Annotated in this window: 19 protein-coding genes; 12 read left to right on the top strand and 7 right to left on the bottom strand. The window is 73.6% G+C overall.

Translation table 11 applies throughout. From position 1 onward, the window contains the following. Positions 1–44 precede the first annotated feature (44 nt). Positions 45–1,883 (bottom strand): 2-isopropylmalate synthase, encoded by a 1,839-nt coding sequence (locus IEZ27_RS29745; RefSeq protein WP_189650286.1) that lies wholly within the window; start codon positions 1,881–1,883, stop codon positions 45–47. A gap of 18 nt (positions 1,884–1,901) precedes the next feature. Next, complete coding sequence (locus tag IEZ27_RS29750) at positions 1,902–2,240, bottom strand: hydroxyisourate hydrolase (protein ID WP_125637931.1); 339 nt, start codon at positions 2,238–2,240, stop codon at positions 1,902–1,904. A gap of 343 nt (positions 2,241–2,583) precedes the next feature. Between IEZ27_RS29750 and IEZ27_RS29755 the strand changes: the two genes are divergently transcribed. From IEZ27_RS29755 to IEZ27_RS29785, 7 genes are all read left to right on the top strand, one after another. Then, positions 2,584–2,778, top strand: a complete 195-nt coding sequence (locus IEZ27_RS29755) for a hypothetical protein (RefSeq protein ID WP_125637932.1) — start codon at positions 2,584–2,586, stop codon at positions 2,776–2,778. A 215-nt stretch (positions 2,779–2,993) separates the two neighbouring features. Next, positions 2,994–6,059 (top strand): AfsR/SARP family transcriptional regulator, encoded by a 3,066-nt coding sequence (locus IEZ27_RS29760; RefSeq protein ID WP_229824464.1) that lies wholly within the window; start codon positions 2,994–2,996, stop codon positions 6,057–6,059. Positions 6,060–6,155: 96 nt separating this feature from the next. After that, positions 6,156–7,214: a glucose-1-phosphate thymidylyltransferase gene (locus IEZ27_RS29765; RefSeq protein ID WP_189650288.1), complete on the top strand. Its 1,059-nt coding sequence runs from the start codon at positions 6,156–6,158 to the stop codon at positions 7,212–7,214. 24 nt (positions 7,215–7,238) lie between these two features. Then, positions 7,239–8,786, top strand: coding sequence for an MFS transporter (locus tag IEZ27_RS29770; RefSeq protein WP_229824465.1), 1,548 nt, complete (start codon positions 7,239–7,241; stop codon positions 8,784–8,786). A 78-nt stretch (positions 8,787–8,864) separates the two neighbouring features. Beyond that, the gene (locus IEZ27_RS29775) at positions 8,865–10,793 is read left to right on the top strand and encodes an ATP-binding protein (RefSeq protein ID WP_189650289.1); all 1,929 of its coding nucleotides are present in this window, start codon (positions 8,865–8,867) and stop codon (positions 10,791–10,793) included. Next, positions 10,790–11,443, top strand: a complete 654-nt coding sequence (locus IEZ27_RS29780; protein ID WP_189650290.1) for a response regulator — start codon at positions 10,790–10,792, stop codon at positions 11,441–11,443. Before IEZ27_RS29775 ends, IEZ27_RS29780 begins: the two co-directional genes overlap by 4 nt. Positions 11,444–11,522: 79 nt before the next feature. Continuing rightward, on the top strand, positions 11,523–12,782 hold the full coding sequence (locus tag IEZ27_RS29785) for an alpha/beta hydrolase (protein ID WP_189650291.1): 1,260 nt from the start codon (positions 11,523–11,525) through the stop codon (positions 12,780–12,782). Between the two features lie 132 nt (positions 12,783–12,914). Here IEZ27_RS29785 and IEZ27_RS29790 read toward each other — a convergent pair whose 3' ends face one another. Then, positions 12,915–14,066, bottom strand: a complete 1,152-nt coding sequence (locus tag IEZ27_RS29790) for an alpha/beta hydrolase family protein (protein WP_189650292.1) — start codon at positions 14,064–14,066, stop codon at positions 12,915–12,917. A gap of 124 nt (positions 14,067–14,190) precedes the next feature. Beyond that, positions 14,191–15,399, bottom strand: coding sequence for an acyl-CoA dehydrogenase family protein (locus IEZ27_RS29795; protein ID WP_125637940.1), 1,209 nt, complete (start codon positions 15,397–15,399; stop codon positions 14,191–14,193). Positions 15,400–15,572: 173 nt separating this feature from the next. Here IEZ27_RS29795 and IEZ27_RS29800 point away from each other — a divergent pair, with 173 nt between their 5' ends. The 3 genes from IEZ27_RS29800 to IEZ27_RS29810 are packed head-to-tail and all read left to right on the top strand — an operon-like array spanning position 15,573 to position 18,542. Then, the gene (locus tag IEZ27_RS29800) at positions 15,573–16,748 is read left to right on the top strand and encodes an acyl-CoA dehydrogenase family protein (RefSeq protein ID WP_229824466.1); all 1,176 of its coding nucleotides are present in this window, start codon (positions 15,573–15,575) and stop codon (positions 16,746–16,748) included. An 11-nt stretch (positions 16,749–16,759) separates the two neighbouring features. After that, positions 16,760–17,161, top strand: coding sequence for an SgcJ/EcaC family oxidoreductase (locus IEZ27_RS29805; RefSeq protein ID WP_189650293.1), 402 nt, complete (start codon positions 16,760–16,762; stop codon positions 17,159–17,161). A gap of 1 nt (position 17,162) precedes the next feature. Continuing rightward, the gene (locus tag IEZ27_RS29810) at positions 17,163–18,542 is read left to right on the top strand and encodes an FAD-dependent monooxygenase (protein ID WP_189650445.1); all 1,380 of its coding nucleotides are present in this window, start codon (positions 17,163–17,165) and stop codon (positions 18,540–18,542) included. 62 nt (positions 18,543–18,604) lie between these two features. Here IEZ27_RS29810 and IEZ27_RS29815 read toward each other — a convergent pair whose 3' ends face one another. Next, positions 18,605–19,759, bottom strand: coding sequence for an epoxide hydrolase family protein (locus IEZ27_RS29815; protein ID WP_189650294.1), 1,155 nt, complete (start codon positions 19,757–19,759; stop codon positions 18,605–18,607). Between the two features lie 38 nt (positions 19,760–19,797). Then, entirely contained in the window at positions 19,798–21,339 is a 1,542-nt protein-coding gene (locus IEZ27_RS29820) for a 4-hydroxyphenylacetate 3-hydroxylase family protein (protein ID WP_189650295.1), read from the bottom strand. Between the two features lie 149 nt (positions 21,340–21,488). Here IEZ27_RS29820 and IEZ27_RS29825 point away from each other — a divergent pair, with 149 nt between their 5' ends. Further along, positions 21,489–22,481, top strand: a complete 993-nt coding sequence (locus tag IEZ27_RS29825) for a methyltransferase (RefSeq protein ID WP_229824467.1) — start codon at positions 21,489–21,491, stop codon at positions 22,479–22,481. Then, positions 22,478–23,689: a cytochrome P450 gene (locus tag IEZ27_RS29830; RefSeq protein ID WP_189650296.1), complete on the top strand. Its 1,212-nt coding sequence runs from the start codon at positions 22,478–22,480 to the stop codon at positions 23,687–23,689. Before IEZ27_RS29825 ends, IEZ27_RS29830 begins: the two co-directional genes overlap by 4 nt. A gap of 81 nt (positions 23,690–23,770) precedes the next feature. On the opposite strand, the gene IEZ27_RS29835 is transcribed toward IEZ27_RS29830, so the two are convergent. After that, complete coding sequence (locus IEZ27_RS29835; RefSeq protein WP_189650297.1) at positions 23,771–24,643, bottom strand: arylamine N-acetyltransferase family protein; 873 nt, start codon at positions 24,641–24,643, stop codon at positions 23,771–23,773. Positions 24,644–24,817 lie beyond the last annotated feature (174 nt).

Genomic DNA, 24,817 nt, shown 5'->3' on the forward strand with positions numbered 1-24,817 from the left:
GATGTCGTGTTGCGCTCACGCTAGGCCGGGGCGGTATTCGATCTCTATCGTCCCGCCATCAGCCGCCGGCTCCTGGCCGGGCGACGCCGTCCCGCCTCGGGAAGGGGCAGGTCGGAGGTGGGTGCGGCGGGCGGCGGGCTCCCGCGGCGGGCGGCGGCCACGGCCGCGCCCACGGCGGCCAGGGCCGCGGCGACCACGTCGCGCCCGATGCCGGCTCCCCAGACCGTGCCGCCCTCCGGCCCGCACTGGGCGTAGACGGCCACTTCACCGCCGGGGACACCACCTGAGACACCGCCTGGGACATCGCCCGAGACGCCGCCTTGGACGCCGCTGGGGGCGCCGCCTGGGATGCCGGTCGGGCCGTCGAGGTGGTGCACGGCGCGGATCCGGACGCCGGCGCGCCGCAGGGCCGCGCGCAGCGCCGCGACCGAGGCCGCCCGGCCCCGCGCGCCCCCGCCACTACCCCCGCCGCTGCCCCCGCCGGCGTCGGCTCCGTCGTCGATGTGCAGCGTGGCCACCGTCCCGGCCAGGTCGCCGGGGGCGGCGCCGGCCGCCATGTACTCCTCCTCGAACAGCCGCCTGATCCGCTCCGGCTCGATCTCGCCCTGCCCGGCCTCCGCCATCGCCTGTACGGCCTGGGCCAGCTCGATCTGCAGCCCGCGCGGCAGCGTGAGCCCGTACCGGGCGTTCAGCAGGTACGCCGGGCCGGCCTTGCCCGACTGGCTGGTCACCCGGACCACCGCCTCGTACGTACGTCCCAGGTCCCGCGGGTCCACCGGCAGGTACGGCACCTCCCACGGCAGCCCGGCCGGATCGCGACCGGTACGTGCCGCCTCCCGGTCCATCGCGTCGAACGCCTTCTTGATCGCGTCCTGGTGCCCGCCGGAGAAGGCGGTGAACACCAGGTCGCCCCCGTACGGGTGCCGCGGCGGCACGGCGAGGCCGGTGCACTCCTCGGCCGTGCGCCGCACGCGCTCGAGGTCGGAGAAGTCGATGCCGGGGTCGACGCCCTGGGTGGCCAGGTTCAGGCCCAGCGTGACCAGGCAGACGTTGCCCGCCCGTTCGCCGTTGCCGAACAGGCAGCCCTCGACGCGTTCGGCCCCGGCCAGCATGGCCAGCTCGGCCGCCGCCACGCCGGTGCCGCGGTCGTTGTGGGTGTGGACCGACAGGCACACGTGCTCGCGGTGGGGCAGGTTGCGGTGCAGCCACTCGATCTGGTCGGCGAACACGTTGGGCGTCGAGCGCTCGACCGTCGTCGGGAAGTTGAGGATGATCGGCCGGTCGGGCCCCGGCTGCCAGACGTCCATGACGGCGGCGCAGACCTCCAGCGCGAACTCCGGCTCGGTGTCATGGAAATGCTCCGGCGAATACTGGAACCGAACATCGCACCCTTCAAGCGATTTATCGGCATATTTCATGATTAATCGTGTTCCGAGGACGGCCAGATCCTTGCACTCGTCCCGGTTCATCCCGAACACCAGCCGCCGCGCCAGCGGCGAGGTCGCGTTGTAGAGGTGCAGCGTCGCCCTGGGCGCCCCGCTCACGCTCTCCACCGTGCGCTCGATCAGCTCGTCGCGGGCCTGGGTCAGTACGGTCACGCACACGTCGTCCGGGATGCGGTCGCGTTCGACCAGGAGCCTGACGAAGTCGTAGTCGTCCTGGCTCGCGGCCGGGAAGCCGACCTCGATCTCCTTGTAGCCCATGCCCACCAGCAGGTCGAACAGCACCAGTTTGCGCTCGGGATCCATGGGCCTGGGCAGCGCCTGGTTGCCGTCGCGCAGGTCCGTGGACAACCAGCGCGGCGGCGCGCTGAGAACGGCGTCCGGCCAGCGGCGATCGGCGAGCGGCATCCTGGGGAAGGGTTGGTAGCGGCTGATCTTCATGTCCGGCCTCACTGTCCCTCAGCTGAGCGATCCGAAATAGACGGTCGAGAAATGCGGGGAGATGAGGACCACGATGTTGTTGACGGCCGTCTCGTCGATCATGCGGAAGGTGACGACGATCTCCGGATACGCCGGCCTCAGCCCGAGCCCGACGAAGTAGGGGTCGGTGGCGAACACGATGCGGTACAGGCCGCGGTCGAGCAGGCGGTCGGCCCACTCGCTGACCGATCCGTCCTGGTCCGTGCGGGTCTCGGCTTCGAGGACCCAGTGCCCGTCGGCGTCATGGTCGAGGCGTACGTGCAGATCCGCCGCACCCCGGCCGTAGACCGCGTCCTGGGCTTGCACCGCTATTCCCATCTCACCTCTCCGAGTGGTCCGCGCGAGTCGCCCGCGCACATGGCCACCCGGACGGCGACAGGTCGCGCCGCCCGGGCTCGCGCCCAGGCTCGCGGTGCCGCCTATCCACCGGCCCTCCACCCGCTATCGCTTCGCTATCGCCCGGCGATCGCCGGACGACCCTGCCACTTTTCCCCCTCTATCCGAGCTATCGCCAACAGGTACGGAGATCGGTGTGCATAGCGTCTAACGTGCGCTGATGTCAGGTGAAAAGAGGATGGATATAGCGCGAATTGCGGCCCGTGTGAGCGTCCATTCCGAAGCCGCGGACGAGACCGCGGTAAGCACACGGAGGTAGATCGAAATGACCGCAACGACCACCGTCACCGTCCGCGTCCGCATCGCGATCGCCATCCTGCTCGCCGCGCTCGCCGGCTTCGCGGCCATCGCCGCCGTACCGCACCCCGCGCACGCCGTCCCCGCCGCCGGCGACCACGGCACGGTCAACGGCACGATGGACTGGCCTTGGGGCCTGATCGAGGGTGCCTTTCAGGACTGACGGTGACAGGGAACACGGATCACCCTGAAACGATCCAAAACTGGCAACATACCCCAGGGCGTTGTACCATCCACCCAACCATGGCAGAAACTTTTGAGGGGTAAGCACCAATTACGCCGCTCATCATGGCAATCACGCCCGGTTTCCGGTCGCGTCGGGAAAGATCTTTGACCGAGGGCGATGATTTGTTTGAGGAGATGCGGGTGGAGTTTCGCGTGTTGGGTGCGCTCGAGGTCACTGCGAGCGAGAGACAGCTCGATCTGGGCGGGGCGCGACAGCAGATCGTCCTCGCCGTCCTGATTCTGAACGCCAATCACTCGGTCACTCTGGACCGCCTCGTCGAGGCGATCTACGACGAGGACCCGCCGGCCACGTCCCGAGCGCAGGTGCAGATCTGCATCTCCGCGCTCCGGCGCCTGTTCAGCGCCCACGGCCACCCCGAGATGATCGTCACCACCCGGCAGGGCTACATGCTGCGTGCCCCCGCCGACGCGATCGACGCACGCCGTTTCGAGAGCCTTGTGAGCCGGGCCCGCAAGGCTCGCGACGGCCGTTCCCACCCCGAGGCCATCCAGTACTACCGCGAGGCGCTGGAACTGTGGCGCGGCCCGGCCTTCGACGGCATCGAGAGCAGGGCCGTGCAGGCGCTGGCGAGCGGCATCGCCGAACAGCGCGTCACCGCCAACGAGGACTGCGTCCAGCTCGAACTGGACCTCGGCCGCCACCACGAACTGGTCGGCGAGCTGGCCGCGCTCGTGCAGGAACACCCGCTGCGGGAGGGACTCGCCGCCCAGCTGATGGTCGCGCTCTACCGCTCGGGACGGCAGGCCGAGGCGTTGCAGGTCTACCGCGACGCCCGGCGCGTGATCGTCGAGGAGCTCGGCATCGAGCCCAACGAGCGGCTTCAGCAGCTCGAATCGGCGATCCTCACCTCCGACGAGAGCCTGGACGCGCAGCCGCCCGCCGCGGCGGCCCCGGCCGAGCCGCCCGCCCGCCCACCGGCCGTGCCGGGCATGCTGCCCGCCGACATCGCCGACTTCATCGGCCGGCAGGCGCAACTGGAGACCATCAGGCAGCGGCTGACCGTGCCCCTTTCGGGGGACGGCCGCTTCGCCGTGCCCATCCTCGCCGTCGCCGGGCGGGCCGGGATCGGCAAGACCACGATCGCCGTGCACGCCGCGCACAGCGTCGCCGCGCACTTCCCCGACGGCCAGCTCTTCGCCGACCTGCACGGCGGCGTCTCCCGCCCGGTGCACCCCATGCAGGTGCTCGACCGGTTCCTGCGGGCCTGCGGCGTCCAGGGGACGGCGCTGCCCGACACCCTCGGCGAGCGGGCCGAGCTGTACCGCATGCTGCTGGCCGACCGCCGGATGCTGATCGTGCTCGACGACGCCGCCGCCGAGAGCCAGGTGCTGCCGCTGTTACCCGGCAGCCCGACCTCGGCCGTCATCACCACCAGCCGGACCCGGCTCGGCGGGCTGGCCGGCGCGACCCACGTGGACGTCGACCTCTTCGACGCCGCCCAGTCCGTCGAGCTGCTGTCGCGCATCGCCGGGGCCGACCGCGTACGGGCCGAGCCGGAGTCGGCCGCGGCCCTGGCCGAGCTGTGCTGCTACCTCCCCCTCGCGCTGCGCATCGCCGGCGCGCGCCTGGCCTCGCGCCCCCACTGGGCCGTGGAACAGCTCGTGGACCGGCTCGGCGACGAGGCCCGCAGGCTCGACGAGCTCAAGCACGGCGACATGGGCATCAGGGCCAGCCTGTCCCTCACCTACGACGCGCTCACCGAGCAGGCCCGCTGCCTGTTCCGCCGCCTGGCGATCCTGCACTCGCACATCTTCTCCGCCTGGACCGGCGCCGCGCTGCTCGGCCGGCCGCTGGCCGACGCCCAGGACCTCTTCGACGACCTGGTCGACGCCCAGCTCATCGAGGTCGCCGGCGTCGGCAGGAGCGTCAACGTCCAGTACCGCTTCCACGACCTCATCCGCGTCTACGCCCACGAACGCCTGGCCGCCGAGGAGCCGCCCGCCGAGCGTACGGCGGCGCTGGCCCGCGTGCTCGGCGCGCTGCACCGGCTCACCGAGACCGCCAGGACCCGCGAGTACGGCCCGCCCGCCGGCCCCCACCTGCTTCCCGCCCCCGACTCGCCCCTGCCGGACGAACTGGTCGAACGCCTGGTCGCCGACCCGATCGGCTGGTTCGAACGCGAGCGCCACGTGCTGCTCGCCGGCATCCGCCAGTCCGCCCAGGCGGGGTTCGTGGAGTTGTGCTGGCGTACCGCGATGAACGCCGAGCCCTTCTTCGAGCTGCACGTCTACCTCGACGACTGGCGTGAGATCCAGGAGATCGCCCTGGAGGCCGCGCGCAGGGCGGGCGACGAGCGCGGCCAGGCCGAGATGTTGTGCGTCCGCGGCACGCTGGCCCAGACCGAGCAGCACTTCGGCGAGGCCCGGCGCGACTTCGAGGCCGCTCTCGCGCTGTTCGAGAAGACCGGCAACGTCGTGCAGATCGCCCGGTCCAGACGGAACCTGGCGTTCCTGGAACGTATGAACGGCCAGCTGGAGGCGGCCTCGACGCACCTGGAACAGGCGCTGGCCATCTTCACCGACATCGGCGACCAGATCTCGGCCGCGCACACGCTGGACAACCTCGCCGCCATCCGCTCGGAGTGCGGCGACATCGACGACGCCAAGATCATGCTGGCCGAGGCGCTGGTACGCGGCAAGAGCGGCGGCAGCCGGCGCATCATCTCCCAGATCCTGCACCGGATGGGCCGGGTGCACCTCCAGGCGGAGGAGTTCGCGCTGGCCGCGGGCGCGTTCGAGGAGGCGCTCACGCTGGTGGAGGAGATCGGCGACACCGTCGGGGAGTCGTTCGCCCTGCACGGGCTCGGCATCGCCCACCTGCGCAGGGGACGCCTGCACGAGGCCGGCGACCTGCTGCGGCGGGCGCTGGCCGTGGCCGAGACCGCGCGCCACCGCCTGGCCGAGGCACACGCCCTGGCCGGGCTGGGCGAGCTGGCTGTCACCACGAACGAGCCCGGCGACGCGATCGGCCGCCTGCGCAAGGCGGTCACGCTGTTCCGGCAGATGCGCGCGCCGCTGTTCGAGGCGCAGACGCTCATGATCCTGAGCGAGGTGCTGGGCGCGCTCGGCGACGCCAGCGCGGCGGAACGGGCGTTGTCGCGGGTGCACGAACTGGCCGACGTCGTCGACGAACGCGCCGGTCAACGGCTGCGCGACAACCTCTCCTCCGCCGCCGGCCTCGTCGAGGGCATCGGCTGACCTCCACCCCCGTCACGACGCACCAAATCGGCCCGTCCGGGGATCCCGCACTGTCAGAGATGCCCGCGAGGGGCCGCCGTTGGGATTCTGGCGAGCATGAAGGCTCTGGTGCTGTCCGGCGGGTCAGGCACCCGCATGCGTCCCTTGAGCCACTCCATGCCGAAGCAGCTCATCCCGATCGCCAACAAACCGGTCCTGGAGCACGTGCTGGACAGCCTGCGCGTGCTCGGCGTGACCGAGATCGGCCTCGTGGTCGGCGACAGGGAGGCACAGATCGCCGAGGTCATCGGCGACGGCTCGCGGTTCGGGACGCGCGTCACCTACATCCGCCAGCTCCGCCCGCTGGGGCTGGCCCACTGCGTCAAGCTGGCGCGCCCGTTCCTCGGCGGCGAGGACTTCGTCATGTACCTCGGGGACTGCGTCCTGGCCGACGGGATCGGCCCGATCGCCGAGGAGTTCCGCGCGCTGCGGCCGGCCGCCCAGATCGTGGTGCACCGGGTGGCCGACCCCCGGCCGTTCGGCGTCGTCGAGACGGACGAGACCGGCGCGGTGCTGCGCGTGGTGGAGAAGCCGGAACGGCCGCGCAGCGACCTCGTCATGACCGGCGTCTACTTCTTCACCCCCGCCGTCCACGAGGCGGTGGACCGCATCGTCCCCGGACGGCGCGGCGAGCTCGAGATCACCGACGCCGTCCAGTGGCTGCTGACCTCCGGCCAGGAGGTCAGGGCGAGCCTCTACCGCGGCTACTGGAGCGACGCCGGCCGGGTCGAGGACGTCCTGGAATGCAACCGGCGGCTGCTGGCCCGGCTCTCCCGCGACATCGCCGGCCACGTGGACGCGGCCAGCCTGGTACGCGGCGACGTCGTCCTAGGCCCCGGCGCGCGGGTGATCGCCTCCAGCGTCGAGGGCCCGGCGATCATCGGCCCGGACACCCTGATCGTGGACAGCCACATCGGGCCGGGCACGTCCATCGGGCGCGACTGCGTGGTGCGCTCCACCAGGCTGTCCGACTCCATCGTGCTCGACGGCGCCTCGATCGTGGCCGCCAGCGGCCTGCGCGGCTCGCTCATCGGGCGCTACACCACCGTCGCCCCCGGACGCAGCGACCACCGCCTCGTGGTCGGCGACCACACCCGGATCGAGCTGACCACATGAACCCAGGGATCAAGGAGTGAGGACGTGACCGACGACGTCGCCCCCCGGGCGGGGCGGAAAGAGTGGCTCGGGCTGGTGGCGCTGTTCCTGCCCACGATGCTCGTGGCCCTGGACATCAGCGTGCTGTTCCTCGCGTTGCCGCACCTCAGCGTCGACCTGGGCGCGGACGCCACCCAGCAACTGTGGATCACCGACATCTACGGCTTCATGACCGCCGGTTTCCTGGTCACCATGGGCTCGCTCGGCGACCGCGTCGGCCGCCGGCGGCTGCTGCTGGTGGGCGGCGCGGCCTTCGGCCTCCTGTCGCTCCTGGCCGCCTTCTCGACCAGCCCCGAGATGCTGATCGTGGCCAGGGCCCTGCTCGGCGTCGCCGGGGCCACGCTGCTGCCCTCGACGCTGTCCCTGATCGGCGTCATGTTCCGCGACCCCCGGCAGTTCGGCCTGGCCATGGCCGCCTGGGGCACCGCCTTCATGCTCGGGATCGCGCTCGGCCCGGTGGTCGGCGGCGCGCTGCTGGAGCGTTTCTGGTGGGGTTCGGTCTTCCTGATCGGCGTGCCGGTGATGCTCCTGCTGCTCGCGGCGGCCCCGCTGCTGCCGGAGTTCCGCGACCCCGCCGGGGGCCGGGTCGACCTGGTCAGCGTCGTGTTGTCCCTCGCCGCGATCCTGCCCCTGATCTACGGGCTCAAGGCGGTCGCGCGCGACGGCTGGGGCGTCGGTCCCGCCGTCGGGATCACCGCCGGGCTGCTCGTGGGCGCGGCGTTCGTGCACCGGCAGCGCGCGCTCGCCCATCCGCTGCTGGACCTGCGGTTGTTCCGCCATCGCGCGTTCACCGCCGCGGTGCTGATCGGGCTGCTGTGCGGGGCGTTGCAGACCGGGACCGGCATGGAGGTCGCGCTGTTCCTCCAGACGGTCGAGGGCATGTCGCCGCTGGAGGCGGGCCTGTGGCTGCTGGGCCCGGCCGTCGCGCTGATCGTCTCGATCAACCTCACCCCGCGGCTGGCGAGCCGGGTACGGCCGGCGTACCTGCTGAGTGGCGGCATGGTGATCGCGGTCGTCGGCCAGCTCCTGCTCACCCAGGTCGCGGTGGGCGCGGTGACCGCGCTGATCGTCTTCCTGGGCGTCTGCTACTTCGGCGTCGGGCCGGTCGGCGGCATGATCAACCAGGTGGCGATGAGCACCAGCCCGCCCGAGAAGGCGGGTTCGGCGGCGTCGCTGGTGGCCACCGGCGGCGAGTTCGGCGTCGCGCTCGGCGTGGCGGCCCTGGGCAGCCTCGGCACCGCCGTCTACCGCGGCGCGTTCACCCCGCCCACCGGCACCCCGGCGCTCGCCCAGGACGGCATCAACGGAGCCGTCGCCGTGGCCAGGGACCTGCCCGCCGACCAGGGCGCCGCGCTGCTCGGCGCGGCACGGGAGGCGTTCACCACGGGGCTGCACGCGGTCGCGTGGGCGAGCGCCGCCCTGTGCGCCGTGCTGGCCGTGCTCGCGCTGGTCCGGCTGCGCGGCGTGGCGCCGTTCGCCGGGGTGCACGACGGCCACCACCAGCCGGACCAGGAGCCCGTCCTGGTGGACTGAGAAGGTGGACTGAGCACGCCGGGAACGCGGGTCCGGAGAGCCGGGCCCGCGTTCCCGGCGGAAGGCTAGCCTGATGCCGTGTCGTCCCTTCTGCTGTGGTGCCCGCTCGCCGGCGCCGCCCTCCTGTACGGCGCCGCCGTCCGGGCCACGGCCGGGGTCACCGTCGCGGTGGCGGCGGGCCTCGTGGCGGCGGCGACGGTCACCGCGGCGGTCTGCGGATGGCGGCCACCGGCGGTGGCGGGCGCGGCGTTGTCGTCGGGCGGGGTGGCGGCGGTCGTCTGGGCGTTCGGGCGGGCACGCAGACGCGCGCGGACGCGTACGGAAGCCCTGGCCGCGCACCGGGCGGCGGGCACACGGGCGGGCGACGCCGTCGCGGACGCCGTACGGCTCAGGATGGCCGCCGAGCTGCACGACACCGCCGCCCACCGCCTCACCGGCATCGCGGTGGCCGCGGCCGCCGCCCTGCACGTGACCGACCCCGCGCTGCGGGAGTCCGCCCTGCGCCACGCCGGGGACACCGCGCGCCTCGCCCGCGCGGAGCTGGCCGGCGCGCAGGCCGGCGTCGTCGCTCCGGCGGCGATCGACGCCCTGGTCGCCGGCTGGTCCGGGCCCGGCGCGGGCGGCGGCGTACCGGCCCGGGTGCACTACCGCAGGACGGCCACTTCCGCCCCACCCGAGGTCGCCGCGGCCGCCTACCGCGTGGTACGCGAGGCCCTCACCAACGCGGCCCGGTACGCCCCCGGCGCCCGGGTCGAGATCGCCGTCCTGGGCGAACCCGGCAGGCTGACCGTCGAGGTGCGCGACAGCGGCGGCGAGGAGGCACACGGCGACCTGGGCACGGGAACCGGCCTGGCCGGACTGTCCACCACTGTGGCGACCTGCGGCGGCACCCTCACGGCCGGCCCGGACGCCGGCGGCTGGACGGTACGGGCCGACTTCCCCGCCCCGGCCGGGGCGGCCCCGGCGCGCGGGACGTGGTGGCGCGGGCCGCGGGCGTGGGACGCGGCGCTGGTCGGGCTGGCCGTCGCGCTGACGATGGGGGCGAGCCTGCTGCCGGGGGACAGCCCGCCGCCGCGGCACCTCCTCGTGCTCGGGCCGCTGTTCGCGCTGCACGCCCTGCCCCTGTGGTGGCGGGTGCGGCGGCCCGCGTGGAGCCTGGCCGCGATGCTCTCGATCTATCCCGTGGCGATGGCGGGCTGGACCGAGCCCCCCGCGGGCGACCTGTTCCTGTGGGGCTGGTGGGTGGAGCTGGCCCAGCTGTACGCGTTCGGCGCCTACCACCGCCGGCGCGCCGGGATGCTCGCGATCCTCGCCGTCGGCCTGGTGGGCGGCCTCGCGCTGGCACTGGGACCCGGCATCGCCGGTGACCGGACGGCGGCGTGGGCGGTGCTCGGCCCGGCCGTGGCGATCCTGTCGGCCCCGGCGTGGGCGGCGGGCGTACTGGTCGCCCGGCTGCGGGCGCGGCGGCGGGCGGCGGAGACGACCGAGCGCGACGTGCTCGCCGGGCGGCTGGCGGACGTGGCCCGCGACGAGCGGGAGCGGATCGCGGCGGGGCTGCGCCGTACGGCGGTCCGGCACGCGGACGCGGTCGTCACGGCGGCCGAGCGGGGCGACCTCGAAGCGGTCCGCGACGCGGCCCGCGCCGGGCTCGACACGCTCCGGCGGCTGCTCGGCGAGCTGCGCCGGCCCGCCGGGGCCGACGGCCCCCCGCCGACCCTCGCCGGGCTGGAGGTGCTCACCGCGCGGCGCCGGGCGGGCGTACGGCACGTCGGCGACCCGGACGGCCTGGCGCCCGAGCTGGAGGTAGGGGTGTTCAGGACCGTCGAGGGGATGGCCGGGGAACGGATCACCGTGTCGTACCTGCCGGAGGGCGTCCTCGTCGAGGGGGCCGCGGGCCGGAACTCCCGGCGGCGGTTGCGCACCCTGGCCGACGCCTACGGCGGGACGCTCACGACCGGCGGCGCGACCGGCGACGGCGGCGACGTGCGGGTATGGTTGCCCAGATGATCAGGGTGATCGTCGTCGACGACCAGCCGGTGGTCCGCGTCGGGATCGCCGCCGTGCTGGCCGCCGAGCCCGACCTCGACGTGGTCGGCCACGCCGCCGACGGCGAGTCCGCGGTGGCGCTCGCCGCCGAGCTGCGGCCCGACGTGATGCTCATGGACGTCAGGATGCCCGGCCTCGACGGGCTCGCCGCCACCGCCAGGATCACCGCCGCCAACCCGGGCACGCGGATCGTCGTCCTGACCACCTTCGGCCTCCAGGAGTACGTGTTCGGCGCGCTGCGCGCGGGCGCGTCCGGGTTCCTGCTCAAGGACGCCGAGCCCGCCCGGGTCGTCGACGCGGTACGGGTGATCGCGCGCGGCGACGCGCTGCTCGACCCGGTGATCACCCGTCAGCTGCTCGAACGCTTCGCCGCCGCCGCCGACCCCGGCCCGCAACCCCGCCTCGACGGGCTCACCCCGCGCGAACGCGAGGTGCTCGGCCACGTCGCGCGCGGGTTGTCCAACGCCGAGATCGCCGACGAGCTGAACCTCAGCCCCGCCACCGTCAAGGACCACGTGGCGGCGCTCCTGGCCAAACTGGGCGTGCGCGACCGGCTGCACGCGACCATCCACGCCTACGAGAGCGGCCTGATCCGTCCCGGGAGCCGTTGACACCCCGCCGCGCGGCGGGGGCACGGATCGATCGGCGGCAGGAGGAGAAGCCGCGGCCGCGTTCCTAACGTTGTGGCGTATGAAACGTGTGTCAGGCGCGCTCCTGCTCGTGGGCGCCGAGATCGCCGCGGTGGCCGCCGGGGCCGTGGTGTTCCTGCTCGTGGCGGCGGTGACCGCCGCCGTGCCGCTGTTCGCCGGGGCGGGGGTGCTCGCCGTCGCGGCCGTCGGCCGGCTGCTCGGCGGTCCGGCGTTCCGGCGGCTGGGGTTGCCGCGGCTGGTCCTTCCGTACGTGCTGGTGAACACCGTGGTGCTCGCCGCCCTCGCCGGGGTGGCGGTCTTCCGTCCCGCTCCCGTGCCGCCGGCCGCCGCCGCGCCCGCCGGGGTCGCGTATTGGCAGCTCCCGACGGGCTCCCGCATCGCCTACGTCAAGCTCGCCGGCTCCGGTACGACGGCCCGCCCGCCCGTGATCTTCCTGCACGGCGGTCCTGGCACGCCGGGCGAGGGCCTGCCGGAGGGCAGCGAGGACCTGGCCGCGGCCGGGTTCGACGTGTACGCCTACGACCAGGTCGGCGCGGGCCGCTCCACCCGCCTCGCCGACCCGGCCGGCTACACGGTCGCCCGGCACGTCGCCGACCTGGAGGCCATCCGCGGCGTCCTCGGCGTGCCGAAGCTCATCCTGGTCGGCAGGTCGTGGGGCGGCACCCTGTCGGCCGCCTACCTCGCCGCCCACCCCGACCGGGTGGCCAGGGCCGTGCTCACCTCGCCGGGCGCCATCTGGGACCCCGCCTTCCCTGGCGGCGTCGGCAGCCCGTGGGACCACCTGCCCGCCGCCCTCCAGGAACAGGCCGACGCCCTGACCAGCTCCCCGCGCATGCTCGTCCAGTCGCTGCTCGTGGGGGTCAACCCCGCCGCCGCGCGCGCGTTGGTGCCCGACGCCGAGGCCGATGCCCGGATGCGCGCGCTGCTGCTGGTGGCCAAGGACACCACGGGCTGCGCCGCCGCGGCGCCGGCCCCCGTGCACGGGAACCCGCCCGGCTTCTACAGCAACCAGGTCACCTCCGAGGACGCCGCCGCGCGGCCCGACCCGCGCCCGGCGCTGCGCGAGGTACGGGTGCCGGTGCTCATCATGCGCGGGCAGTGCGACTACCTGAAGTGGGAGGTCACCTACGACTACCGCCGTACGCTGCCGGACTCGACCCTGGTCTACGTCCCGGGGGCCGGTCACTCGATCGCCAACGGCCGCCCCGACCTCTACCGGAGCCTGATCGGCGCCTTCCTCCTGAACCGTCCCCTCCCGGTCCGCCCCTACACGGGGACCACCGACCCCGCCCGGCCCTAGGACCGCCCACCCGGGCGGCGGGAACACGACCAAGGTCGTGAGCCCGCCGCCCGGGTTGGCACGGGCGGTCAGCCCGCGCTCGGCGTTGCACGTGCTCATGTTCACCGGCTACGTGTGGGCCGGGTGAGCGGATCAGGGCACCCGGGTCACCTCGGGGAAACGCGGTGAGGGGCCGTGCAGCAGGCTGCTGTCCCGCCCGCGCAGGTGCCGGTCGAAGAAGGCGACGGGATAGGTACGCTGCACGGCCAGGCCGCGCTCGGGCGGCAGCGTGCCGATCTGCTGCCTGAGCTGCTCCGGGGTCCAGCCGAGCAGCCCGACCGCCTGCGGGTAGAGCACCTCGGCGTCGCCGAAGGAGGCGTGCACCGCCCCCTCGATCTTGACGTTCAGCTTCCAGCCGCGCAGGTTCCGCCAGAACGTGGCCAGCTCGGGCATGACCGCCCGGTCCGCCCGCGCGCTCATCAGCATGTACGGCCTGCTCAGCCCCGCCCGCACGACCGGGCCGAACGCGGGCCCGTCCAGGCTGAGCCCCGCCTTGACCCTCGGGTCCTTGAGCATGGTGGCGGCCACGGTCGCGCCGCCCATCGAGGCGCCGAACATGCCCACCCGGCCGAGGTCGAAGGCGCCGCGCAGGCCGGGCGGCAGGCGGTGCCCCCCGGCCTGCCCTCCGGCGCCGGGATCGCCGCCCCCGTTCAGGACGGCGATCTGGTCCAGGACGAAGCGCATGTCGGAGGAACGCAGCTCGACCTGCGCCTCCGGCGGTGTGCCGGCCGGCATGGTGTGGGTCTCGACCCGCCCGCCGGGGAACTCGACGTGCGAGCTGTCGTGCGTGTGGTCCACGGTCACCACCAGGTAGCCGCGGCTGGCCAGCTCCTCGACCACGGCTGTGTTGTCCCCGCGGTCGGCGCCGTTGCCGGGGGAGTACAGCAACACCGGCAGCCGCGTGCCGCGGACGGGCGCGCCCAGCCGGGCGTGGGTGAGCGGCAGCCGTACCTGCTGGGGGGACAGGCCGTTGTCCTTGATGTAGAGGGCCGCGGCGGCCGGGGGCAGGTAGGGCGCGCGGTCGCCGCCGCCGGGCTTCGCCGGGTACCACAGGCTGATCATCAGCTCGCGTTTCGAGCCGGTGTAGGGGTCGGTGCGCGAGGGGTCGACGAGGTACAGCTCGGCGGTGCCGATCGGGTGCGGCCCGCCGGGGCGCGGCAGCGTGAGCGTGAGCGCGGTCGCCTGCGCGGGGACGGTCAGCGTTGCGGTCGCGCCCAGAGCGGCGACCAGAAGACGTAAGAACATGACGACAAGGGTCACCCGCGGCGACCCGCCCCACCATCCGCCGTACGGCCGGAACCGCTCCTCCTCAAGACCTAGGAGCGGGCGCCCGGTGTCCCCTGCCGGACGCCGCGCCCGCCGGACGGTCCTAGGCGATGCCGAACCGGGCGCGGGACAGCTCCCGGTTGGCCAGGGCGGCCAGGAAGATCGCGAACCCGGCGTGGCTGTGCGTGGTGGACATGTCCCGCCAGATCCGCTCGATGCGCTGCCCGTCCCGGACCGCGCTGGAACCCGCCGTCGGGAACAGGCAGCCCTCCACGGCCCGCCACGCCAGCCGGGCGACCTCGCGGCTGATGGTGGCCAGGCGCACGTCCCGCTCCCTGGTGAACGCCTCCGGCCCGGCGGCGCAGGTCCGGCTCCACTGCTGGATCGCGTTCGTCATGGCCGCCTCCGCGGCGGCGAGCATGCCGCTCGCCTCGCCGTACCAGAACTGGTAGTCGGGGTCCTCGGCGCGGGTCGTGAACGGCGGGAAGATGGTCGTCCTGGTCCGCATCAGCTCCTCGTAGGCGTCCAGCGCCCCCTGGGCCATGCCGAGGACGACGGCCGCGCTGCCGAGCAGCATGACGCTGAGCGGGCCGCCGCCGTACTCGGGGTTGCCGTGCAGGGCCCGGCCCGGGGTGCCCTCGGTGACGGCGACCTGGCTGAGGTGGATCGGCAGCGTGAGATGGCCGGGGACGCGGCCGCCGTCCATGGCGATGCTGTGCGACCCGCTGCCCTTCAGGCCGAGCTGGCCGCCCCAGTCGTCCAGCCGGCGCCACTGGTCGCGCGGCGCGACGAACAACATCGGCGCCCCGTCCACGACGACGTGGCCCATGAAGTGGGTGGCGTACGGCGCGCCCGAGCAGTAGCTCCAGGTGCCGTCGAGCAGCCAGCCGCCCTCGCCGTCGGGACGGGCCGAGCCGCCGGGCGCGACCGTGGCCGGGCAGATGAAGTCGCCGCAGGCGAACAACTCGGACTGGGCCCGCTCGCCGAACAGCGTGGCCACCGCCAGCGTGTGCGCCGAGCCGAAGGAGTACATCCAGCCGGTGGACGGACAGCCCCGCGCGAGCGTCATCGACACCCGCATGAAGGTCTCCACGCCGAACTCGTACCCGCCGAAGCGGCGGGGGACCAGGATGCGGTAGAAGCCCGCCCTGGCGAACGCCTCGTGGGTGTCGGGTGCGTAGTAGGTGCGCCGCTCCGTCTCTGCCTGGCGCTCGACCAGGGCGGGAACCATGGCCTCGGCCCTGGCGACGATCTCGTCGGGGGTGAGCCCGGGCTCGGGCGGAGCCACGGGGGCGTGGGTGACGGCTGTCATGCTGCGCGACCCCTTCGTCTCGGGTTTTCCCCCAGCCTCGCCCGCGCGCGACGACCTTCGCATCTCCGTACGTGCCCGGCGATCCCGCACTCCGGAAGATGCACCGCCCGCTCGGCGAATGGGACGTTCAGGGAGCAGTGTCCCGACTGACGTCCCGGGAGGACATGGTGTTGATGACGGGTGCTCCGGCGCGGGAAGACCTCGTCCGCCGCGCGACGGAGGCAGGCCCTGTCCTGCGCAGGAACGCGGCCTGGGCGGAGGACAACCGCAGGCTGCACGAGGAGACGATCGAGGCGCTGGCCGAGGCCGGCGTCTTCAGGCTGCGGACCCCGCGCCGCTACGGCGGCCACGAGGCCGACACGCGCACCTTGGTCGAGGTCGCCGCCGAGCTGGGCCGGGCCGACGGCGCGGCGGCGTGGACGGCCTCGGTCTACTGGATCCCGACCTGGATGGCGGCCCACTTCCCCGAGGCGGTTCAGGACGAGGTGTTCGCCACCCCGGACGTACGGATCTGCGGCACGCTCAGCCCCACCGCGATGGCCGTACGCGCCGAGGGCGGCATCGTGGTCAACGGCAAGTGGGGGTTCGTCAGCGGCGCCCACCACAGCCACTGGCAGGAGATCGTGGCCGTCGTCATCGGCCAGGACAGCGAGCCCGAGCCCGTCATGGCGCTGGTCCCCATGAGCGACCTGACCGTGATCGACGACTGGCACACCTCCGGCCTGCGCGGCACCGGCAGCGTCAGCACCGTGGCCCAGGACCTGTTCGTCCCCGCCGAGCGGGTCATGCCGCTGGGCGCGATCCTCCAGGGACAGCACGCCGACGGCGCCAACGCCGGCTCCCCGATCTACCGCTCGCCGCTGCTGCCGGTGGCCGCCGCCTCCTCGGTCGGCACCGTGCTCGGCCTGGCCAAGGCCGCCCGCGAGGTCTTCTTCGAACGGCTCCCCGACCGCAAGATCACCTACACCGGGTACGCCAGCCAGAGCGCCGCCCCGCTGACCCATCTCCAGGTCGCCGAGGCCACGTTCAAGATCGACCAGGCCGAGTTCCACGCCCACCGCCTGGCCTCGACCGTGGACGGCAAGGACGCCGAGTCCGCCTCCTGGACCATCGAGGAACGGGTACGCGCCCGCGCCGACATGGGCGCCGTCTGCCGCCTGGGCAAGGAGGCCGTGGACATCCTGGCCACCGCCAGCGGCGGCTCGTCGATCTACAGCGACGTGCCCATCCAGCGCATCACCCGCGACGTGCACGCGGTCAACCAGCACGCCCTCATGCACCCCAACACCAACGCCGAGCTGTACGGGCGGATTCTGTGCGGCCTCGAACCCGACACCCTCTACATCTGAAGGAGATCGCCATGACCACCCTGTCGGCCCCCGACCAGACCCTCGCCGTCGCCGCCCTGCCGCAGCAGATCATCGCCGCCTGGGCCGCCCACGACGCCGAGGCGTTCGCCGACGTCTTCACCGAGGACGGCTCCATGATCCTGCCCGGCGTCCACCGCAAGGGCCAGGCCGAGATCCGCGCCTTCATGGGCCACGCCTTCGCCGGGCCGTACCAGGGCACCCGCGTCACCGGGCAGCCCATCGACCTGCGTTTCCTCGGCGAGGACGTCTGCCTGCTGATCACCGAGGGCGGCGTGCTCGCGCCCGGCGAGAGCGAGGTCGCCGCCGAGCGCGCGGTCCGCGCGTCCTGGCTGGCCGTCCGGCGCGACGGGCAGTGGAAGCTGGCCGCCTACCAGAACAGCCCGCGTGACTGAGATGACCGCTCACGTCGCACAGCGCGCGGTGGTGCTCGGCGGAGGCATGGCGGGCCTGCTGGCCGCGCGCGTGCTCGCCGAGCGCTGCGCCGAGGTCCTGCTGGTGGACCGGGACACGCTGACCGGCGCGGCCGGCCCGCGCCGGGGCGTGCCCCACGGCTGCCACGCCCACGCCCTGCTGGCCCGCGGCCAGCAGATCCTGGACGAGCTGTTCCCCGGCATCACCCAGCAGATGATCGACGCCGGGGTGCCCGCCGGAGACCTCGCCACCAGCCTGCGCTGGTACTTCAACGGACGCCGGCTCGCCCCTGCCCCCACCGGCCTGATCAGCGTCTCGGCCACCAGGCCCGTCCTGGAGGAGCAGGTCAGGAACCGGGTCGCGGCCCTGCCCAACGTGCGTTTCCTGGAGCGCACCGACATCCTCGGCCCGACCGCCACCCCCGCCCGCGACCGCGTCACCGGCGTCCGCGTACGCGGCGCCGACGGCGTCGAGGAGCACCTGACCTGCGACCTGCTGGTGGACGCGACCGGCCGCGGCTCGCGCACCCCCGCCTGGCTCCAGGAGCTCGGCTTCCCCCGGCCGGACGAGGACCGGGTGAAGATCGGCCTGGCCTACACCACCCGCCACTTCCGCCTGCGCCGCGACCCGTACGGCGAGGACCTGTCGATCAACCCGGTCGCCTCGCCGGCCAACCCGCGCGGCGCGTTCTTCCCCAAGCTGCCCGGCGACATGAGCATGCTCTCCCTCACCGGCATCCTGGGCGACCACCCGCCGGCCGACCTCGACGGCTTCCTGGCCTTCGCCAAGTCCCTGCCCGTACCGGACATCTACGAGGCGATCCGCGACGCCGAACCCCTCGACGAGGGCGTCACCTTCACCTTCCCGGCCAGCGTGCGGCGCCGCTACGAGCGTCTGCCCGCCTTCCCCGACGGCCTGCTGGTGCTGGGCGACGGCGTGTGCAGCTTCAACCCCGTCTACGGCCAGGGCATGACCGTCGCCGCCATGGAGGCGATGATCCTGCGCGGGCACCTGGAGGCGGGCGCGGTGCCGCAGTGGCGCACCTTCTTCAGGGACATCTCGCGGGTCATCGACGTCCCGTGGGACATCTCCGCCGGGGCCGACCTCGCCTTCCCCGGGGTGGAGGGGCAGCGTACCGCCAAGGTGCGGATCGGCAACGCCTACATGGCGCGCCTGCACGCCGCGGCGGCCCGCGACGGCGCGATCACGGCCGCGTTCATGCGGGTGGCCGGGCTCGTGGACCCGCCGCAGACGCTCATGCGGCCCGCGCTCATGTTGCGGGTCCTGTGCCAGAGCGGCGGCGGCCCGGCGCCGGCCGCCGCCCCCGAGCAGCGGCCGCAGGTCCCGCTGCTCAAGTCCTGACCCCGTCCGCACGAAGAAGGACGCCGGCGGAATCTCCGCCGGCGTCCTTTCGTGTCGTACGGCTACCTCAGCGACCGGGCGAACGCCCGCACGTCGCCCACCAGCAGCTCCGGCTGCTCCATGGCGGCGAAGTGGCCGCCCCGGTCGAACTCGGTCCAGTGCGTGATCGTCGGGACGTCCCGGTCGGCCAGCCTGCGCACCGGCACGAAGATGTCCTTGGGGAAGACCGCCACGCCCACGGGCACGGTGATGGGCGGCGGCCGGTGCCCCTCGGCGGCCATCTTCAGCCCCGCCGCGCCCTCGTAGTAGAAGCGCGCCGACGACCCGGCGGTCGCCGTCAGCCAGTAGATCGACACGTCGGTGAGCATCCGGTCCCGGTCCACCGCGTCCTCGGGCGCCTTGTCGGAGTCGGTCCAGTCGTGGAACTTCTCCACGATCCAGGCGAGCTGCCCCACGGGCGAGTCGGTGAGCGCGTACGCCAGCGTCTGCGGGCGGGTGGACTGCAGCTTCATGTAGCCCGACAGCTCCTCGTCGAACCGGGCCAGCCCGGCCAGGCGCCCCTGCTCGGCGGGCGACAGACCGGCCAGCTCGGCCGGGTCGCCGGACGGGAACGCCATCAGCATGTTGACGTGCGCGCCGATGACGTGCTCCGGGGCCAGCCTGGCCAGCTCCAGCGAGATCACCGCCCCCGCGTCGCCGCCCTGCGCCAGGTAGCGGTCGTAGCCCAGCCGGCGCATCAGCTCGGCCCACGCCAGCGCCACCCGGTACGGATGCCAGCCCGGCTCCCTCGTGTGCCCCGAGAACCCGAACCCGGGGATGGACGGGATGACCAGGTGGAAGGCGTCGGCCGGGTCGCCGCCGTGCGCGCGCGGGTCGGTGAGCGGCCCGATCACGTCCAGGAACTCGGCCACCGAGCCCGGCCAGCCGTGCGTGAGCAGCAGCGGCACGGCGTCCGGCTCGGGCGAGCGTACGTGCAGGAAGTGCACGTCGGCGCCGTCGATCTCGTCGACGAACTGCGGGTGCCGGTTCAGCTCGGCCTCGGCCGCCCGCCAGTCGAAGCCGTGCCGCCAGTGGTCGGCCAGCTCCTTGAGGTAGCCCAGCGGCACGCCGCGCTCCCAGCCGGTGCCGGGCAGCTCGTCGGGCCAGCGGGTCGCGTCGAGCCTGCGGTGCAGGTCCCGCAGGTCGGCCTCGGGGATGTCGATGCGGAATGGACGCATGAGTGTCCGCCCTTCTCTCCTCAGGATGTGTCGCACGGTCAGCCGGTGCCGGTACGCCGCAGGTCCTCGAAGGAGGACAGGTCGGGCACGGTCCAGCCGTCCAGGTCGTACTCGCCGAGACAGCGGTCGACGAAGGCCGCGTACTCGTCGAGCTGGCCGCCGCTCATCTGCGAGAACAGCAGCTCCACCCGGGTGTTCTCGTGGTTGCCGCCGTAGTTGCGCTCGTAGAGCTCGTGGCGGCCGCCGAACTCCGAGCCGATCGCGTCCCACAGCAGCTTCATCACCTTGACGCGGCCCTCGGCGTCGGTGCCGTCCGAGCCGCGCAGGTATTTGTCCAGGTACGGGCGGACGTCGGGGTTCTTGAAGTCGGCGGCGCCGGAGTTGACGTAGATGAGCCCGCTGGCCACGTCCTGAAGGACGATCTCCCTGACGCGCGGGTAGCCGATCTGCATGAACCAGCGGTAGGCCAGGCCGTACTGGGGGTTGGGCAGCAGGGCGCCCTCGCGCCACTGGACCGGGTTGCGCGCGGCGGCGTCCGACAGCGCCCAGAACAGGTTGCGCCAGGCCAGCACCTCGCCGATCCGGGTCTGCACGCCGCGGAAGTCCTTGGTGCCGGTGATCTCCAGCGCCCTGACCAGCAGCCCGGCGATGAACTCCAGCTTGACCGCCAGCCGGACGCAGCCGTGGAAGGTGAACCGCTCGGTGAAGCCCGACTCGCCGGTGAACAGCTGCGCCTTGCCGAGGTCGCCGTAGATGAACACGTTCTCCCAGGGGATGAGCACCTTGTCCAGGACGAGGATGCTGTCGTTCTCGTCCAGGCGAGAGGAGAGCGGGTGGTCGAACGGGCCGCCGGTCAGCGCGGCGGCCATGGCGTAGGACGGGCGGCAGATCAGCTTCAGGCCCTGCGCGTCCATCGGCACGGTCGCCACCAGCGCGAACTCGCGTTTCTTGACCGGCAGGCCGTAGTGGGCGATGAAGTTGTAGTGCGTCAGCGCCGAGCCGGTGGCGACCACCTTGGCGCCGCTGACCACGAGCCCCGCGTCGGTCTCCCGCTCGACGTGCACGTACACGTCGTTGACCTCGTCCGGGGGGCGGTTGCGGTCGACCGGCGGGTGCACGATCGCGTGGTTCCAGAACAGCACCTTCTCCTGCGACTCGCGGTACCAGCGGCGGGCGTTGCCGTCGAAGGGGGCGTAGAAGTCGGCGTTGGCGCCGAGGGTGCCGAGGAAGGAGGCCTTGTAGTCGGGGCTGCGGCCCATCCAGCCGTAGGTCATCCTGGCCCACGTCGCGATGGCCCGCTGGTCGGCGACCAGGTCCTCGACCGTGCGCGGGGTGGTGAAGAAGCGGTGGGTGTAGCCCTCGCCGCCGCTGTCGGTGGGGCAGGTCAGCAGCTCACGGGTGTCGTCGGCGTGGAGGGCGTCGTAGAGCCTGGCGGTCATCCGCACCGGGTTGTGGAACGCCGGGTGCTCGGTGACGTCCTTGACACGCTCACCGTAGAGGTAGATCTCACGATCGTCACGCAGGCTCTCGACGTACTCGCTGCCCGTGAGCGGGCGGGTCTTCGGCGCGGCATCGGGCATCGGACATCTCCCTGGGCAGGCGGCACGGTGCGACCTTCAGCGTGGCACCCGCGCCCGCGCCGGCCATCTCGCCGTGTGCGCAGTTTCGCCGGGAACGGCCGGCATTCTGGAAGGTGCTCGCCCGCGGGCCCCGGTGTGACGATGGCCGCGTGACGGAGCATCGCCTGTGGGCGCTGGCCCACCTGGGAACCCCGATGGCGATCCGGGTGGCCGCGACGCTGAGGATCGCCGACCGGCTCGCCAAGGCGCCGGCCACCGGCGCCGAACTCGCCCCCGCCGTGGACGCCGACCCCGGCGTGCTGGAGCGCCTCATGCGCTACCTGGCCGCCAGGGGAGTGCTCGCCCGCGACGGCGACGGCAGGTACACCCTGACCGCCCTGGGCGAGGAACTACGCGACGACCATCCGGCCGGGATGCGCGCCATGCTGGACATCGAGAGCTGGGAAGGGCGGGCCGAGCTGGCCTTCGCCCACCTGCTGGACAGCGTGCGCACCGGCGAGGCCGCCTTCCCCCTCCAGTTCGGCCGGTCCTTCTGGGAGGACCTGGCCGCCGACCCGGCCCGCGCCGCCGCGTTCGACGCGCGCATGGCCGCCGAGGTCCCCGGCCGGGCCCCCGCCATCGTCGCCGGGTACGACTGGGGCGGCCTCGGCCACGTCGTGGACGTCGGCGGCGGCGACGGATCCCTGCTCATCGCCCTGCTCACCGCCCACCCGGGGTTGCGCGGCACGGTCGTCGACCAGCCCGCCACCGCGCGCACCGCCGCCGCCGCGCTGGAGGCCGCCGGCCTGTCCGGCCGCGGCGACGCCGTCGGCGGCAGCTTCTTCGACCCGCTGCCCCCGGGCGCCGGCGGCTACCTGCTGTCGTGGATCCTGCACGACTGGAGCGACGACGACGCCGCCGTCATCCTGGGCCGCTGCGCCGAGGCGGCCGGGCCGGGCGGCTCGGTGTTCGTGGTGGAGGACTTCGGCCCCGACGGCGAGTCGCCGCGTACCGGGATGGACCTGCGCATGCTCGTCTACTACGGCGGCCGCGAGCGCGCCGTCGCCGACCTGCGCGCCCTGGCCGGACGCTGCGGCCTGGAGGTCGCCTCGGTGCACCCGGCGGGCGCGCTGCGGATCGTCCGGCTGGTGGTGACCCCGTGACGCCCGCCGAGATCGTCGCCGCCCTGGTCGCCCCCGAGGGCCGCCGCGACCCCTACCCCCTGTACGAGCTGCTGCGCGAGCACGGCCCCGTGGTACCGGTACGCCCCGGCCTCACCGTCGCCGTCGGGTACGCCGAGATCAACCGCGCGCTGCGCGACAACCGGCTCCGCGTCCAGGACGCCGCCGGCTACGACCACATCTATCCCGCCTGGCGCTCGCACTCCTCGCTGCGCGGCTACACCGACTCCATGCTGTACCGCAACCCGCCCGGCCACACCCAGACCCGGCGCCTGGTCAGCAGCGGCTTCACCCCCGCCCGCGTGGCCGGCATGCAGGTGTCGGTCGAGCGGATGGTCCACCGGCTGCTGGACCGGCTGGACGACCTGGGCGCGGGCGGCACGCCCGTCGACTACGTCGCCGAGTTCGCCTCCCGGCTGCCGATCGCGGTCATCAGCGCGCTCATCGGCGTGGCCGAGAACGACCAGAAGTGGTTCCGCCAGGTGGCCTCCGACCTGACGATCGCCCTGGAGGGCATCACCAACGTCAAGCGGCTCGGCATCGCCGACAGGGCCATGGACGAGCTGGCCGGCTACTTCGGCGAGCTGATCGACGACCGCCGCCGCCACCCGGCCGACGACATGCTCACCGCCCTCGTACGGGCCCACGACGACGGCACCCGGCTCAGCCACGACGAGCTGGTCGGCAACCTGATGTTGCTGCTGACCGCCGGGTTCGAGACGACGAGCTTCCTGCTCGGCCACGGCCTGCGGCTGGCCTTCGAGCATCCGGGCCTGGCCGCGCGGCTGCGCGACGAGCCGGGGTTCGCCACCGCGTACGTGGAGGAGGTCCTGCGGTTCGAGGCGCCCGTACAGGCGACCAGCCGGTGGGCCGAGGCCGCGACGGACATCTCGGGCATCCCCGTGCCCGGTGGGACGAAGGTCGTCCTCATGCTCGCGGCCGGCAACCGGGACCCGAGCCGCTTCCCCGACCCGGCGCGCTTCGACCCCGACCGGCCGGACGTGCAGCCGCTCAGCTTCGGCGCCGGGCCGCACTTCTGCCTGGGGGCGCCGCTGTCGCGCATGGAGGCGCGCATCGCGCTGCCCCTGCTCCTGCGCCGCTTCCCGGCCCTGGCCGCCGCCGAGCCCCCCGACCACCGGGACCGCTGGGTCGGCCGCGGCCTGCGCCGCTTCCTGATCACAGTCTCCTGACCGCCGCCTCCCGAACCCCGGCGCGCGCACAGGGCCCCCTCCGGTCGGAGGGGGCCCTGTTCCTGCGCCGGAAGCCGGGCGTCAGGCCACGGAGACCGCGCGGCGGCGGGACTGCCAGGCCTCGTGGGCGCCGCGGACCTTGGCCCACAACGCCTCCCGCTCGGCCCCGTTGACGTCGTCGAGCCGCAGGCCGAACACATCCTCCAGCGCCCCGAACCACTCCTGCCGGGTGGCCAGCTCCCGCTCGGTCCTGCCGTCCCCGCTCACCCGGCGCAGCATGCAGCCCACCAGGCAGTCGGCCCCGGTCGCGTCGCGCCGCAACACGACCGCCGCCCGTACCAGGCGCGACTCGGGCGAGGTGCACAGGTACGGATGCCACTCCACGAAGTCGCCGGGCGCGGCGGGCGCCGGCTCGACGTCCAGACCGGCGATCGACCCGCGCGGATCGTGGTCGAACCGCCAGCCGCCCGGCTCCACCTCCGAGCCGGACAGCCGGAACTCGAACGGCCCCTGCCGGTGGACGCCCGGCCGCAGCGGCAGCGGCTCGTGCAGCCCGTCCCCGAGCCCGATGTCCACCAGCCAGTCCTGCCCGTCGAGCGCGACGGTGAGCGCGAGGTGCGGGGCGAACGACGCCGGCGAGGCGGGCGCCCGTACGGCGGCCTGCACCCCGGCGCGGTGCCAGGTGACGTCGTAGCCGAGCGCGGTCAGCAGCGTGGCGAACGCCCCGTTGAGCTGGACGCAGTAGCCGCCGCGCCCGCGCAGCACCCGCTCGACCGACTCGCGCGGGTCCACGGTGGTCCGCCGGCCGAGCTGCACCTCCAGCGTCTCGTACGGCACCCGTTCCACGTGCGCGCGGTGCAGCGCGCGCAGCGCCGGGAGCGACGGCTCACCGGGGTCGCCGACACCCAGCCGGTCGAGGTAGGCGTTCAGGTCACGGTCACGGGTTCGCGGCATGGGCCGGCCCTCCCTTCGATGGCTGCGTCCATCGTGGTCCGCGGCGCGGGCGGCCCGCACCTCGCGGATTGCTCGGCGGGTCCGTACGGCGCAATCCACGAGATGCGGCGGCGCACGGCCGCGACCGACGATGACCACGATGACACTGCCCTGAGCGGTTCACCGGGAGGAGAC

Origin of the sequence: Nonomuraea spiralis (assembly GCF_014648435.1) — a bacterium.
Classification (GTDB): domain Bacteria; phylum Actinomycetota; class Actinomycetes; order Streptosporangiales; family Streptosporangiaceae; genus Nonomuraea; species Nonomuraea spiralis.

Bases quoted from the DNA above. Each gene is read 5' to 3' on its own strand.
- IEZ27_RS29750 (WP_125637931.1), bottom strand. From the start codon at position 2,240: ATGGGAATAGCGGTGCAAGCCCAGGACGCGGTCTACGGCCGGGGTGCG.
- IEZ27_RS29800 (WP_229824466.1), top strand. From the start codon at position 15,573: ATGACGGGTGCTCCGGCGCGGGAAGACCTCGTCCGCCGCGCGACGGAG.
- IEZ27_RS29795 (WP_125637940.1), bottom strand. From the start codon at position 15,399: ATGACAGCCGTCACCCACGCCCCCGTGGCTCCGCCCGAGCCCGGGCTC.
- IEZ27_RS29815 (WP_189650294.1), bottom strand. From the start codon at position 19,759: ATGCGTCCATTCCGCATCGACATCCCCGAGGCCGACCTGCGGGACCTG.
- IEZ27_RS29805 (WP_189650293.1), top strand. From the start codon at position 16,760: ATGACCACCCTGTCGGCCCCCGACCAGACCCTCGCCGTCGCCGCCCTG.
- IEZ27_RS29785 (WP_189650291.1), top strand. From the start codon at position 11,523: ATGAAACGTGTGTCAGGCGCGCTCCTGCTCGTGGGCGCCGAGATCGCC.
- IEZ27_RS29820 (WP_189650295.1), bottom strand. From the start codon at position 21,339: ATGCCCGATGCCGCGCCGAAGACCCGCCCGCTCACGGGCAGCGAGTAC.
- IEZ27_RS29765 (WP_189650288.1), top strand. From the start codon at position 6,156: ATGAAGGCTCTGGTGCTGTCCGGCGGGTCAGGCACCCGCATGCGTCCC.
- IEZ27_RS29835 (WP_189650297.1), bottom strand. From the start codon at position 24,643: ATGCCGCGAACCCGTGACCGTGACCTGAACGCCTACCTCGACCGGCTG.
- IEZ27_RS29810 (WP_189650445.1), top strand. From the start codon at position 17,163: ATGACCGCTCACGTCGCACAGCGCGCGGTGGTGCTCGGCGGAGGCATG.
- IEZ27_RS29755 (WP_125637932.1), top strand. From the start codon at position 2,584: ATGACCGCAACGACCACCGTCACCGTCCGCGTCCGCATCGCGATCGCC.
- IEZ27_RS29745 (WP_189650286.1), bottom strand. From the start codon at position 1,883: ATGAAGATCAGCCGCTACCAACCCTTCCCCAGGATGCCGCTCGCCGAT.
- IEZ27_RS29780 (WP_189650290.1), top strand. From the start codon at position 10,790: ATGATCAGGGTGATCGTCGTCGACGACCAGCCGGTGGTCCGCGTCGGG.
- IEZ27_RS29790 (WP_189650292.1), bottom strand. From the start codon at position 14,066: ATGTTCTTACGTCTTCTGGTCGCCGCTCTGGGCGCGACCGCAACGCTG.